Here is a 13,210-nt window from a genome sequence, read left to right on the forward strand (position 1 = left end):
GGTCGAGTCGGAGTCGATGGTGGCGCGTCGGCGCCTCGGTGGAGGTCCCGCCACGGGGGCCGGGGGTCCGACAGCGGCCGGACCCCCGGGATCGGGGAGCGTCAGTCGACGAGTTCGCCCAGGAGCTGGAGCGCCTCGTTCCAGCCCTCCGTGCCGTCGATCTCGCCGCGGTCGACCTTCTGCAGCACCGGTCCGAAGACGTTCTCCTGAATGAGTGAGTCGTCCGGGCCCTTGTACTGGGCGACGACACCCTCGGCGCGCTGGGCGAGGATCGCACCGGTCGGCGAGTCGTTCATGCCGGGGTCGGGAGCGGCGGCGGAGGCAAGCTCCTTCTGCGCGTCCAGGGTGCTCGGGAACGGTCCGGCCGCCTCGAACGCCTTCAGCTGCTGCTCCGGCTCGCTCAGCCACGACGCGAGCGCCGCCGCCTCGGCGGGGTGCTTCGACTGGGTCGGAACCGAGAGGAACGAGCCACCCCAGTTGGCCGGGCCGCCGGGGAAGACGTCGGCGAAGTCCCAGCCGGTGGATTCGGCGTTACCGCCGCCGGCCTCGACGTTGCTCTTCAGCGTCCCGAACATCCAGCCCGGGCAGACGAAGGTGGCGAAGGTCTCGTCGGTGAACGACTTGCCCTTGTTCCAGTCCCACGCCTTTTGCGCGGCCGAGAGGCCCGAGGCGGTGGCGTCGGTCAGCTGCCCCCAGCGCTCCTGGAGGTCGGGGTTGCCGTCGACGTTGAGCTTTCCGTCGGCGGTGTAATACCCCTCGGGCAGCTGGTTGACCATCGCGTTCCAGACGAATCCGGAGTGGTCGAACCAGGCCTTGCCCGTGGCGTCGTGGTACGTCTTCCCGGCGGCGAAGTAGTCGTCCCAGGTCGCGTCCGCTCCGCCGAGCATCTCGGCGACGGCGGCCCGGTCGGTGGGCATGCCCGCGGCCTCGAAGGCGGCCGTGTTGTAGCAGAGGCCCTCGGGTCCGATGTCGGTGCCGTAGCCGATGACGCGCCCCTCGGGGTCGGTCGCCTGCTCGTACTTCCAGTCGACCCAGTCGGCTTTGCGGTCCTCGATGCCGTGGTCGCGCAGGTCGACGAACTGGTCCGAGACCTCCATGACGGAGCCGAGCCAGCCCTCCTCGATGGCGACGACGTCCGCGAGCCCGGAGCCGGCGGCGAGCTTGGTGAACGCATCGGTTCGTGCGTTGCCGCCCGTGTCGATGTTGTTCGGGACGATGGTGGTGCCCGGGTGGGCGTCCTCGTACTCGCCGTAGAGCTCGTCGAAGCCCATAGCGTTGAATGTGGTGACGGTCAGTTCGATGTCCCCGCCCTCTGCCGCGTCCGATCCGGACGTGCATCCGGAGACGAGGAGGGCGAGAGTGGCGGCGCCGGCGATCGCTGTGGCGACCCCGGCACGTCGTGATGCAAGCACGGTCACTCCTTCGTGATGGTGGTGGGAGCACTCCGGACAGCGCTCCCACGCATGCTGTCCGCGTGCCGTGAGAGCGCTCTCACGAGTGTGCGGCGAGCTTACGCACGGGTGCGCGGGGAGGTCAAGGGTTTATGGGAGAGCGCTCTCACATAGGTGAGCGAGGGCAGTTGAGCGGGAGTTGATGGAGTCGTGGCGGCTGGGAGGGCTCCGTTATGCGCGGCGGGCGCTGGTGGGCGGTGCTGGAACCTCTCGGGCGTCGCCAGCGCTCACGCCAAAGAGGAGCGGAGCCGCCGGGTCCCGCCCCACCTGCGCCAGCCCCCGACGAACGACCAGCGCACCCAGCACGCTGATCAGTACTTGGCCGGAGCCCACCACGCACATAACTGATGACGTTACGGCAGCGCCTTTGCCGAGGCGTCCACTGTGCGTGCGCGGATGATCTCCCCGAAACGGCCCATCCCAGCCCAGTCGACATGAAGCCGACCGTCAACATCCCTCGTGACTGGCACCATGATGCGAGTCTTCTTCAGTCGCCCCAGGGTCGCTCCATTACCGCCCCAGCTAAACTTTCTCATTTGCTTTTGCAGGCACGCAACAAGAACTAGACCGGCGTCACGGTCAAGAAGCGGGTGTCGCAAGACCTGAATGTTCTGACTTGTGTAGAATGCCACTGGCTGATAGGCGACGGTCTGCGTATCGAGACCGATCGTAATAGCTTGGCCACACTCCGGTAATCTTGCCTGCCTTGCAGTGAATCCGCCTACGCCATTACTCGCCTTTCCGCGAGAGACAAACGGATACGCGTCGTCATCTCCGACATGCAGCTTCGCCTTGTCGAACCAAGCCGTGGACGCCTTTACACTGCCAAAAACGTCGGTGATCAACATTGGCTCGTATTGTAAAACAGGAAGGTCTTCAACGGCCTTCGCGAAATCGACTGACTGAACACGCCGCGCGGATTCCGCTGCCGCCACCATCAATTCGGCACCACAACTAGACATGCCGTCCCAGTCGATAACCTGCTTGCCAGTCACATCTGTCGTGACTGGTGCCATTATGCGGGTCTTACTCAAACGCTCCATGGATACGCCGTACCCCCACGAGAACTTCTGCATCGCGCGACGCATGATGGTCGTCAGAAAAAGACCTGAATTTTCGTTCATCGAGCGGTGGCGAAAGACCAGGAAATTTTGAGCGGTGTAGAAAGGGACGGGCTGATAGAAAGTTGCCTGTGTCTTTAGTGTGACCGTAATGCAGTTTCCCGACTCGGGAGCTACACCCTGGTCGGCAACAATTGCCGCGATGCTGTTATCTGAGCGCGTCTGGCTGAGGTAAGGAACCTCTGGCTCACCCTTCTTTAAATGCACCCTATCGAACCATGCCGCCGAAGCCTTCATGGTTTCAAAAACGTCGATTATAAGCACGGGTGCGAACTTCAAATCACCGTAGCTTTTCATTCGCCCTTGCACTCCTCCGCTGAAGTTGATTTTGTCGGCGTAATAAGGTGTCCGCGACCGTGTGTGTGCATATCAACCTGCCACGTCACATAATCGGCAACAGTTGAGAAGAGATCGTCATAAGTCGGCGGCTGGTCGTTAAAATAGAAATAACTGTGCTGCCACTCATCGGATGCGGCCACTTCCGACCGAACGACGAACGCCGAATCGTCGGGCACGCCGTCGTTGACAACCTCGAGCAAGTGCTTACGTCGGTCGGCAGCGCGTCCGTCGTCGACGAGACCCACGTGTTGACGGACCTTGTACCCATCGTCCTTGTAGTTGACGAAAGTGGTCTTCTTGGATTCCGGGTGTGGCACGCCTGCCGTGAACAGCGCAATTACTACATGGGTGCCAACACCGTGGAAGGTGTCCTGGTTCATCGTCAAAACGGCGTCGAGGGTGTGGCGCCTCATTATCTTCGCCTTGAGCGCCTTGTCCTCCTTGGTTTTGCCCACCATGGCGGACTGAGGCACAATTGCCGCAAGCCGCCCGCGGACGTCAAGGTGGGAGAGAGCCTTCTCAATGAATGACAATTCCGAAAGATGTCGAGTGGTCTTGTCTTTTGACTGCGAATATGGCGGATTCATCAACACCTTGGTGAACCGCTCGTAGCGCCCAGGGCGCTCGGGATTATAAGGAAAGAAGTCGTCGCGCGTGACGTCGAAAAAGTTATGTCGTTGGAAGTTTGCTTTGCCATCCCCGCGCAGAATCATATTTGTGGTCCCGACCGCAAACAGCTTGTCTTGCAGCTCAATGCCGTGAAGTTTAAACCTTTTGATATCATCGAGTCGTTGGTAGAGAACCGTTTTGTCACTAGCGTACCGAGCTGACACGTCATCGAACATGCGGCGCATCGCCGCTACAAGGAACGCGCCGGAACCAGCTGTCGGGTCAAGTACCACGTCGTCGCTGTTCACGTCGATGAGCGTGGCCATTAGGTCAGTGATGTGGTGAGGAGTCAAGACAATGCCGAGCGAGTTGCCGTCTGAGCCGCCATACTTGACGAATTCGCCGTAAAAATTGCCGAGCACGTCAAATGCCGAGTTCGAAGGATTGGATACAACCTCAAAAACTTCGTGATCCAAGATTTCTGTGAAATATCGAAGCGGCGTTTTGCCCAGGTCCTTATTTCTAGCATTCAGCAACACGTGCCTTCGAATAAAGGAAAACCGGTCTAGCATTATGCCGATTTTCTGCTTCGGTCCAAGGTCCGCGTCCGGACTCTCGAGAAACTCCCTCGCCGCGTTGTAGACCTTTTCGCCATCGCGGTACCCGTTGCGCTGGTCACCCGTGAGGTCCTCCAGCAATTCGGGTCGGTACTTAAGCGCAAGGAGAATCGCCGAAACGAGAGTGGCCTTATTTTCGTTTTCGAGCGAAGCGAAGTTGCGCATGCCCTCGTGCAGGACGCCAGCAACCTTTCTAATTTCACGCACTTCCCTCTCCTCGCGAGGAAGTTCGCCAAGGACCGCAACTCTATAATACTCATTAATGTTCTCCGAAGCGAACGTCGTGAGCGTCTCGAGGTCTTCCAATACCCTTGGCTCGGTATGTTGAGCTACGAAGGCGACCGCCATTCTGTAATGATTTTCAGTGCCAGCAATTCCAACTGCGAACACTTTCTTGGCCGCCTTTTTTGCGAACGCCGTTGCGTAATGAACAGCGCCGTTAAGTGCATATCTGACACGGGCGGCAGGGGCGAGGTCCACGCGACCGTCGTCGTCAAGGAACACAGCGTCCTCGAAGCGAGGCTTATCCTCGATCACGACGATGAAGTCTGCGGACTCGATGACAAACTCGGGCTTGCCGCGACCCGCGCCGCCAGATTTCGATGAACCCTCCAGCGCCTCGTATATATAAGCGGGAGCGTCGGAGCAACTCTGCTCCCACGGACGAGGAAAACCGATCTCGCGAAGCATGTCGCGAACGAATTGATCGGTTGAGCGCTCGTTGCTCATCGAAGACCTCCAGGTTGTTGCGGTGCATCAACAACGTTACATCCTGCATCCTCTTGCAGTCCGCGGACCTGACGCTACCAGCGCGCGGATCATGCCGCGCCGACTGAATGCCAACGTGCCCGAGCTGCTGAAACGGGCGGATTCGAGCCGTGTGCTGATGCTCTGAACGGACCCGGGATGCAGTTCGCTGCCGAAGCACGGCCTGACTAAGAGGCTGATCGTCGCAGCCGACCGGCCCTCAGACGGCGAGCGAGCGGATTCGCCTACTGGGTTGCTATGCCCGCGTTCCTGCCCAAGGGCGCAAGTCTCTTGCGCCTCCAGCGGCCCGCCATGAAGTGGGAGGGCCTGTTACGAGCCGGCTAGGATGCGCCTCTTGTGACCGGGTGCCCGAACTCGTTGGGTCCCTCCACTGAGTGCGCTGCCTTCACCACCCCTCCGGCCCCCCACTCCCCGCCTCGTACTCCTCCAGCGCAGCACCCCCCTCAGCCCAGTGCGAAAGCACCGGCGTCACAATGCGCCAGCACTGCTCAGCCACATCGCCGGGCACGGCCAAAAGGGTGTCCCCTTGCAGAACGCCCGCGAGCACCTGCGCGTACGGATCCAACGTCGCCGCACCGGGCCGCGCTTCCAGCGTGGTGCGCTCAAGGTCGGTCAGCTCATCGGCGCTATTCACGACGAAATCCAGCCGCACGTCCCCGCCCTTCAGGCCAATCCGAAGGACCGTGCCCGCCTCGGCCCCGCGCAGCCCCCGCGGCGGAGTGGCCGCGCGGAAATGGATCGCCACCTCGTGGCGCGGGTCGCCGATCGCCTTGCCGGAGCGCAGGACGAAGGGGACGCCCGCCCAGCGCGGTGTGTCGACCTGGAGCAGCAGCTGCGCGAGGGTCTCGGTACCGGTCTCGGGGTCGACGTCGGGCTCGTCGACATACGAGGGGAAGAAGCGCCCGTCGATCCGCCCCTCGGTGTAGCGGGCGCGGCGGGCAGAGGAGGGATCGTCGCGCCAGAGCCGCACCGCACCGAGCACCTCGGCCATCCGCGCGTGCACGTCATCCGGCGCGATCTCGTCGGGGCGCTCCATCGCGGTCAGCGCGAGCACCATCAGGAGGTGGCTCTGCAGCATGTCGCGCAGCGCGCCGGTCCTCTCGTAGAAGGCCGCACGCCCCTCGATACCGAGCGTCTCGTCGTAAACGATCTCGACCTTCTCGATCTGCTCGGCGCTCCAGCTCGCCTCGAGCAGCCGGTTGCCGAACCGAAGGCCGAGCATCCCCAGCACGGTCGCGTTGCCGAGGAAGTGGTCGATGCGCCAGAACCGGCTCTCGGGAAGGACCTTCGCGAACGCGGCGTTGAGGGCGATGGCGTCCTCCAGGTCCTCACCGAACGGCTTCTCGATCGCGACGACCAGCTCCTCGGGCAGGTCGAGCTCGGCGAGCGAGGAGGCGACCGCGTGGCCCATCGCCGGCGGCAGCGCGACGTAGAGCACCGGAGTGGACGGGCAGGCGTCGAGGAGGGCCTTCAGCTGCTCCGGGTCGGAGGCGTCGGTGGCGACGAAGCGCGCGCGCGAGGCGAGGGCGTCGACCGTGCGCGCGGCGACTCCGGCCGCCTCGAGGCTCCGACGGACGAGCCCCTGCCACTCCTCGTCGCTCTGCGGCGTGCGCGCCGCCCCGATCAGCGTCAGCTCCAGATCGCGCGCGAGTTCGGCCACCCGGCCCAGGCCCGGCAGGAGCAGCCGCTCGGTGAGGTCGCCGCCCGCGCCGAGGATAGCGATGCTCCGCTGCTCGCTCCCGAGCGCCGTGGCCTCGGGGATGCCGATCTGCTCCGTCATGGTGTCTCCCTCGTCGCCGTCATGAGTCGGCAATCACGGTACGCGACGAGTGCCGGCCAGCGGCCCGGAGCACGGAGGGGTTGAGGAAGCGGGCGCGGAGTGGCAAGACGCAGCACCGCGCCGCTCGCGGTCACCGCGGCCGTTTCCGCGCCTCCGTGCGCAACGCCCTCGACATCGCCTCCGCCGAGGCGAAGCCCGCCAGCTCGGCCACGGCGTCCTGGTCCGAAGCGGTCGGGGCGAGACGTAGATCCAGCATCCTCTGGGCGAGACGGACCCGCGTAGCACGGATGGTCTGGGCCGGTGTCCGCGGCGAGTGCGCAAAGGCGGAGTAGAGCGACGCCATCGAGACCGAGAGCGCGGACGCCAGAGTGCGGACGTCGAAGGAGGCGTCGCCGCAGCAGCGCTCGATAACCGTGTGCGCACGCCGCAGGAGTCGCACGGCCGTCGCCGGCGCGGACGGGCTGACCGCCGGGCCGATCTCGGCCAGGAGCGCACCCACTCCGCTGCCCATCATGCCGCCCACCAGAGGCCACGCCGGATCCTCCGGCCGGACGGGTCCGGTCAACGCGGTACTGACCGCCGCGAGGAGGATGCGCGCCGCAACCGCCCCAGCGGGGATCAGCGTGACACCGACATCGGTCCAGGCGAAGTACCGCTCCAGGATCCGCCTGCCCACCGCGACCTCGATCGTCCCGCAGCGTCCCTCGCTGGTCGCGGTCACCGCGGAGTCGGACCAGAGCACGAGGCCACCGCCGGTCTCCACCGGCCGTTCCACTCCCTCGGCGTCGCGCAGGGTCAGCATCCCCTCCACCAGCAGACTCACGACAGCACCGCCCGGACGTCCCCGGCGATGCACCTCGCGAGCCGTGTGCCACATCCGCCTCAGCACCAACTCCTCCGCCCCGACCGCATCGGCGAACAGTCGGAGACGGCTCCCGCCGGCCGTGACGACGACGCCGTGCCGCGCCAACCAGTCGCGCCACCGCCCCCTCCGCGACCACACCCCTCTCCGAGGAATCGCTCCGGCGGGCCGCCGAGACGGTCTCCGGGACAGGGACATCCGAGTGGAGGGACGAGGGCAGGGCACTGAGAGAGGTCAAGCCATCAGTGTCGAGAACGGACCCGCTCAGCGGCGCCGACTTCCAGACTTGCCCGACGGAACTTCCAGACCGGGCCGTTCGCGCTTCTCGCCGGGTGGGGCGGGCCAGAACCATAAGGGCCGTCCCACATCCCGATCAGCCCCTGGAGGCACCGTGAACAACCCCGCACCCCGCACCATCCGCATCGACGACGGCTGGAGCATCCCCGCCACCGACGGCGTCCACCGCAGAACCCTCGTCAAGGGCACCGCCTGGACCGTCCCGGTCGTCGCCATCTCCCTCGCCACTCCCGCCGCCGCCGCGTCCGGAACACCCACGCTGAAGTTCACCCAGTCGTCCTACTCCGGCAAGGCCTGCGAAACCATCACCGGCGTCCGGGTCGAATGCACCACCGACGGCACCACCGCCGACCCCGGAAAGACCATCACCGTCACCCTCACAGACGGTTACACCTTCAAGGACGGAACCACGACCTACTCGGGCGCGACGGGCTCCGACGGTCTGCTCTCGCTGCCCGACATCACCGTTCCGGCGAAGGGCGGAAAGAGCGCCTTCGCCGCGAGCTCGTCGGAGGGCCTCTCGGCCGCGGCTCCCGTGAGCGGAACCAGCCGACCCTCCGCGTTCCGGCGAGACGGAGACGGGAACCTGACCACGTACGAGAAGGTTCCCTACGGGGCGAAAGCCGTCGGAGACGGGGCCTTCCTCTCCTCCGATGGAAACGTCTACCAGGGTAACGACATCGTGGCCAAAGACGTCGACAAGGTGCACTGGACCTACAACCGCTTCGGCGAGGCCGCCGGCTACGACATCTTCTCCTGGGTCAGCGGAACAACCGGATACCGCCAGGACGCCAACGGGAACCTCTCGAAGCACACAGTCCCCGACAACTCGACGGCCATCGGCGACGCCGTCTACCTCGCCCCCAACGGAGACGTCTATAACGGAAGCACCAAGGTACTCGAGAAGACCACCTCCATCCACTGGTACTTCAACCAAGCGAATAGCAGCACCGCGAACCAGAATATCTTTACCTACGTGAAGGGCGGAGTCGCCTACCGACGGGATGGCGACGGCAACGTGACGACATACGACAAGGTCCCCTCGGATGCGAAAGCCGTCGGAGACGGGGCCTTCCTCTCCTCCGATGGAAACGTCTACCAGGGCAACGACATCGTGGCCAAAGACGTCGACAAGGTGCACTGGACCTACAACCGCTTCGGCGACGCCGCCGGCTACGACATCTTCTCCTGGGTCAGCGGAACAACCGGAAACCGCCAGGACGCCAACGGGAACCTCTCGAAGCACACAGTCCCCGACAACTCGACGGCCATCGGCGACGCCGTCTACCTCGCCCCCAACGGAGACGTCTATAACGGAAGCACCAAGCTACTCGAGAAGACCACCTCCATCCACTGGTACTTCAACCAAGCGAATAGCAGCACCGCGAACCAGAACGTCTTTACCTACACGAACGAGCCGACCTGCTCCTGATTCGAAGGGTGAATGGACGGAGCCGACCTCGCGAGCAGGATCCCGGGAACGTGTCGGCTCGAAAGAACACGCCACCGTGGTCGGCTCCGACTCTGCTAGGGGGAGAGCGGTGGGTGTGCCTGCCCGCGAGCGGCCGCGGTCGCCGGCGAGGACCGGCGGAGGTCTGCCGGGTGGACACCGCGGGCGCCTCCCGCGCAGACGCCGCGGCGAACTGCGTCCACCACAGCGGATAGTCGACGGCTCTCTGAGCGTCACCACCGACGCGCACAAGGCGGTCTGCACGTGACCGTTGCTCCGCGCCTCTGCTGAGATGTCCGGGAGGGAGGTGGCTTTGGAAAGGCGACCGAGGCCTTTCTGGAACCACCTCCACGGCATTCCTCGACAGCTCTCGGCGACGAAGCGCGTCGTCCGGCCGCCTCTTCGCAGGGCACCTCCGTTACGTCGTCAGCGCGACCGCCGGCGGTGTGCGGGCCGCGGACACCGCCGGATACAGCCCGGCCAGCAGTCCGATCGCAAGAGTCGATCCGACGCCCGCGAGCACGATCCCCATCGGGACCGTGAAAGGCGCCGCGTTCGTTGTCGCGAAGACGGCGACGGCACCCGCGCCGATCCCGACACCACCGACTCCGCCGAGGAGCGAGAGAAGGAAGGCCTCCATCAGGAACTGCACGCGGATGTGACCGCGGGTGGCGCCCAGGGCCCGACGCAGGCCGATTTCGCGCCGACGCTCGAGAACCGAGATCACCATGGTGTTGGCGACGCCGATCCCGCCGACGAGCAGTGCCACTGAGCCGACGCCGAGGAGCAGCCCGGTGAAAGAAGCGTCAACCGCGGCGCGAGCGTGCAACGCATCCGACGGACGCGTGACGCCGACGTGGCGGGGATGCTGCGGATCGATGCTGGCAGCGATCAGCGTCTGAATCCTCTCGACGGCGGAGTCGGCCGAGCGTTCGTAGACCGTCGTCGGACGGCCGTCCCAGTGCAGATCGGAGGTCGCGACCGAGGACGGTACCAGGGCGTTCAGATCGAGTTCCGGGGCGAGCGGCGATGGAGCGAGGAGGCCGATCACAGTGAAGTCGTGCCCCCCGAGCCACACAACCGTTCCGACCTTCTCGATCCCGAGGACCCGGGCGGCCTGCGACCCCAGCACCACGCTGGGGACGGCCTCGGTGGCTGTATCGAACCATCGGCCGACGGCGAGGCGGCTCTTCGTCACCTCGAGCAGCCGGTGATCGGCGACACTCACCATCAGGCCACGAGTGCGTCCCGGATCGACGAAGGAGTTGCGGTAGACGTTCGTCGTGGAGAGGTATGACGTCGCCGAGGCTGCCTCCGTTCCCTCGATCCTCAGGACTCGTTCGACGGCATTAGGAGCAAGAGGTGCCACCTCTGCTCCCGGGGTCGCCGCAGCCCCCGCGGTGAGGAGGTTCGTGCCGAGGAGATCGAGCTGCTGACCGAGCTTGGCCTGGCTGGTCGAGGAGATGCCGACGACGGCGACCATCGCGGCGATTCCCACCGCTATGCCGAGCGCGGAGAGAGCTGCTCGGAGGGGGCGGAAGCGCAGACCAGAAGCGCCCGCGCGCAAAAGGTCGACAGGAAGGAGTCGGGAGCGGTTCACGGCAGAACCTCCTCGGCAGGTGTCGCTGCACAGGTGTCAATCCGCCCGTCTCGGAGGGCGACGACCCGCGGCAGACTGTCGGCGAGCGTATGATCGTGGGTGATCACGACGACGCTCGTACCCCGCTCGTTGACCTCGCGGAGCAGAGCGACGACTCCGGCTCCGGAGACGGAGTCCAAGGCCCCCGTCGGCTCATCGGCAAGAAGAAGCGGCGCCTGCGAGACGAGTGCACGCGCGATGGCTACGCGCTGCTTCTCCCCTCCGGAGAGCTGGTGCGGTCGATGATCGAGCCGATGCCCGAGCCCGACACGTCCGAGCGCAGCGTCTGCGTCTCTCCTCCTGATGCGCCGCGGAACACCGGAGTAGAGAGCTCCGTTCGCGACGTTGTCCAGCGCGGTCAGGGTCTCATCGAGGTGGAACTGCTGGAAGACGAAGCCGAGTGTCGAGGCCCGGAGCCCGGAAAGCTGCCGATCGGACAGTGTGGCGATGTCGACTCCCTCGATACGGACGCTGCCAGAGGTCGGCCGGTCGAGCAGGCCCATGATGTTGAGCAGGCTCGACTTCCCCGACCCGCTAGGGCCGACGATCGCCATCAGCTCGCCTCGATCGATCCGGAGTGAAATGTGGTCGACCGCGCGTACCGGCGGTGCGCCGTGATCACGGACGATGTCATCGAGTTCGATCAGTGTGCTGCTCATGGCTGCGCCGACACCACCGTCGTACCCTCGGCCAGGCCTTCACCTGAAACCTCGACGAGAGCGTCCTCGTACAGTCCTGTCGTGACGGGCACAGTGCTGCGTGTCGCCCCGTCGGTCACGACCTCGACGGCGAAACCGCCGCCCGGTTGAGCCAACAGCGCATCCACGGGAACCGCGAGAACGTTCTCGTGCCGCTCGCCGACGAGATCCACGGCGACCGGCCCCTCCTGGACGGCACCGAGCTGTGCGAGATCGGTCAGGGCGATCTCGATGGGTACGAAGCGGTCAGAGACGCTCTGGCCACCGGAGTCGGACTGCTTGCCTGCCTCGGCCACCGGCTGTCCGACGGAGCTGATAGAACCCGAGGTCGTCCTACCGTCCGTGAGGGTCACGGTGACCGAAGAACCGACGGTCGCGAGCGCCTGCTTCGCGAGCGGCACCTTCACTGCGACGGAGGGCATCCGAGTGGTGAGGGCGGCGACTACCGTGCTGGCGTCGACGACGGCACCCAGAGCGGTCGACGTCGACCCGACGCGCGCCGGCTCCGGAACGAACACGATCGAGGACTGAGACACGACGCCGGTCTCGGAGACGCCAATCGCCTTCTGCCACTTCTTCACGGCCTCCGTCGTGGGCTCGAGGAACTCCTCATCCGGGACACGGGAGAAGTAGCCGAGATCAGCGAGATTGCGCTCGAGCTGGAGCACGTCCTCCCCCTTCGCTCCCTGCGAGAGATCGCGCCAAACGGGGAACGATCCCCCGAGCAGAACCACCGGGCTCGTATCGACGCGGAAGAGCACGTCCCCCGGCGCGGGCTCGGACGTAGCAGCGGGCACCGCAGTCAGCGTTCCCGCCGAACGCGCCGTCAGAGTCGCAAGGGCGGGATGTCGGAGGTCTCCGGTCAGACGCTGAGTCGTCGCGAGGGTGGTCGACCTGACCTGCGCGACATAGGCAGGCGGCACAGGAGCGGGAGCGGCGTCAGGACGAGCGCTGCTCGTAACGGTCCACACGGCGAGTGAACCGGCTGCTGTCAGCATGAGAGCGGCGGCGATGACCGCGACTCGTCTCCGTGAGGCGGTCACTGGTCGCCGCCGTCGGCGCAGACCTCGAACTGGTCCCAGTCGAAGTCGACGGGGAAATCGTTCCAGTCGCCGGAGGGGGTCAGATCCGGAATGTTCGCGCCGTTCTTGCGGAGGCATTCGAACGTGAGCTGGGTGAGCATGCGGACGGCCGCCTGCTCCTCCGGAGTGAGGGGCTCGGGGTCTCCCACTTCGCTTTGGCAATCCTTCGACACTGTGGCGGCACGAGGATCGCTGTTCTTCGCCGGCCCGGTGTCCGCGACGCCGTTTCGTGCCAGGCAGGCGGTGAACTTCTCACTCCACTCGGCGTCCTTCCGCTCGGAATCACCTCGGAGCGACAGGGCACGCTCCTTGGTCATTGTCGAGGACGATCTGCCAGTCGAATCGGATGAGGACTCCAGCTGCTGCCCCGATGAGCTGCAGCCGGTAAGCAGGGTCGTGGCGATCAGCACGCTCCCCAGGAGCGAGGCCACGCGGCCGGAGAGGGTGAAAGGCGAGGAGGTCATGATTGTTCCTTATCTATCGATCGTTGTTGCGCC

The 13,210-nt window shown here is 65.1% G+C and carries 11 protein-coding genes; 2 read left to right on the plus strand and 9 right to left on the minus strand.

Going from position 1 to position 13,210, the window contains the following annotated elements:
• Positions 1-101: 101 nt before the first annotated feature.
• From A6122_RS15095 to A6122_RS15105, 3 genes are all read right to left on the minus strand, one after another.
• A complete protein-coding gene (locus A6122_RS15095) occupies positions 102-1,412 on the minus strand; it encodes an ABC transporter substrate-binding protein (RefSeq protein WP_068256648.1) in 1,311 nt (436 codons plus the stop codon).
• Positions 1,413-1,804: 392 nt separating this feature from the next.
• Complete coding sequence (locus A6122_RS15100) at positions 1,805-2,869, minus strand: restriction endonuclease subunit S (protein WP_068256650.1); 1,065 nt, start codon at positions 2,867-2,869, stop codon at positions 1,805-1,807.
• Complete coding sequence (locus A6122_RS15105; protein ID WP_068256654.1) at positions 2,866-4,866, minus strand: HsdM family class I SAM-dependent methyltransferase; 2,001 nt, start codon at positions 4,864-4,866, stop codon at positions 2,866-2,868. The genes A6122_RS15100 and A6122_RS15105 overlap by 4 nt, the downstream gene beginning before the upstream one ends.
• Here A6122_RS15105 and A6122_RS17160 point away from each other — a divergent pair.
• Positions 4,859-5,032 carry a hypothetical protein gene (locus A6122_RS17160; protein ID WP_208855031.1) on the plus strand — a complete coding sequence of 58 codons (174 nt, stop codon included), beginning with the start codon at positions 4,859-4,861 and terminating at the stop codon, positions 5,030-5,032. The genes A6122_RS15105 and A6122_RS17160 overlap by 8 nt on opposite strands.
• Before the next feature lie 258 nt (positions 5,033-5,290).
• Here the strand turns inward: A6122_RS17160 and A6122_RS15110 are convergent, their stop codons facing one another.
• A complete protein-coding gene (locus tag A6122_RS15110) occupies positions 5,291-6,685 on the minus strand; it encodes a glucose-6-phosphate dehydrogenase (protein ID WP_068256657.1) in 1,395 nt (464 codons plus the stop codon).
• Between the two features lie 130 nt (positions 6,686-6,815).
• On the minus strand, positions 6,816-7,508 hold the full coding sequence (locus A6122_RS15115; RefSeq protein WP_146077221.1) for an AraC family transcriptional regulator: 693 nt from the start codon (positions 7,506-7,508) through the stop codon (positions 6,816-6,818).
• Positions 7,509-7,938: 430 nt separating this feature from the next.
• On the opposite strand from A6122_RS15115, the gene A6122_RS16855 reads away from it, so the two are divergent.
• Positions 7,939-9,276, plus strand: coding sequence for an MORN repeat-containing protein (locus tag A6122_RS16855; RefSeq protein ID WP_068256662.1), 1,338 nt, complete (start codon positions 7,939-7,941; stop codon positions 9,274-9,276).
• A 436-nt stretch (positions 9,277-9,712) separates the two neighbouring features.
• Here the strand turns inward: A6122_RS16855 and A6122_RS15125 are convergent, their stop codons facing one another.
• The 4 genes from A6122_RS15125 to A6122_RS17055 form a co-directional block, all read right to left on the minus strand.
• Complete coding sequence (locus tag A6122_RS15125; RefSeq protein ID WP_068256664.1) at positions 9,713-10,894, minus strand: ABC transporter permease; 1,182 nt, start codon at positions 10,892-10,894, stop codon at positions 9,713-9,715.
• On the minus strand, positions 10,891-11,592 hold the full coding sequence (locus tag A6122_RS15130; RefSeq protein ID WP_068256667.1) for an ABC transporter ATP-binding protein: 702 nt from the start codon (positions 11,590-11,592) through the stop codon (positions 10,891-10,893). The genes A6122_RS15125 and A6122_RS15130 overlap by 4 nt, the downstream gene beginning before the upstream one ends.
• Positions 11,589-12,428, minus strand: coding sequence for a peptidoglycan-binding protein (locus A6122_RS15135; RefSeq protein WP_167542401.1), 840 nt, complete (start codon positions 12,426-12,428; stop codon positions 11,589-11,591). Before A6122_RS15135 ends, A6122_RS15130 begins: the two co-directional genes overlap by 4 nt.
• A gap of 242 nt (positions 12,429-12,670) precedes the next feature.
• On the minus strand, positions 12,671-13,123 hold the full coding sequence (locus A6122_RS17055; RefSeq protein WP_167542402.1) for a hypothetical protein: 453 nt from the start codon (positions 13,121-13,123) through the stop codon (positions 12,671-12,673).
• Positions 13,124-13,210 lie beyond the last annotated feature (87 nt).

The organism is Rathayibacter tritici, from assembly GCF_001641005.1.
Taxonomy (GTDB): Bacteria; Actinomycetota; Actinomycetes; order Actinomycetales; family Microbacteriaceae; genus Rathayibacter; species Rathayibacter tritici.

Bases quoted from the DNA above. Each gene is read 5' to 3' on its own strand.
- A6122_RS15100 (WP_068256650.1), bottom strand. From the start codon at position 2,869: ATGAAAAGCTACGGTGATTTGAAGTTCGCACCCGTGCTTATAATCGAC.
- A6122_RS15130 (WP_068256667.1), bottom strand. From the start codon at position 11,592: ATGAGCAGCACACTGATCGAACTCGATGACATCGTCCGTGATCACGGC.
- A6122_RS15110 (WP_068256657.1), bottom strand. From the start codon at position 6,685: ATGACGGAGCAGATCGGCATCCCCGAGGCCACGGCGCTCGGGAGCGAG.
- A6122_RS15105 (WP_068256654.1), bottom strand. From the start codon at position 4,866: ATGAGCAACGAGCGCTCAACCGATCAATTCGTTCGCGACATGCTTCGC.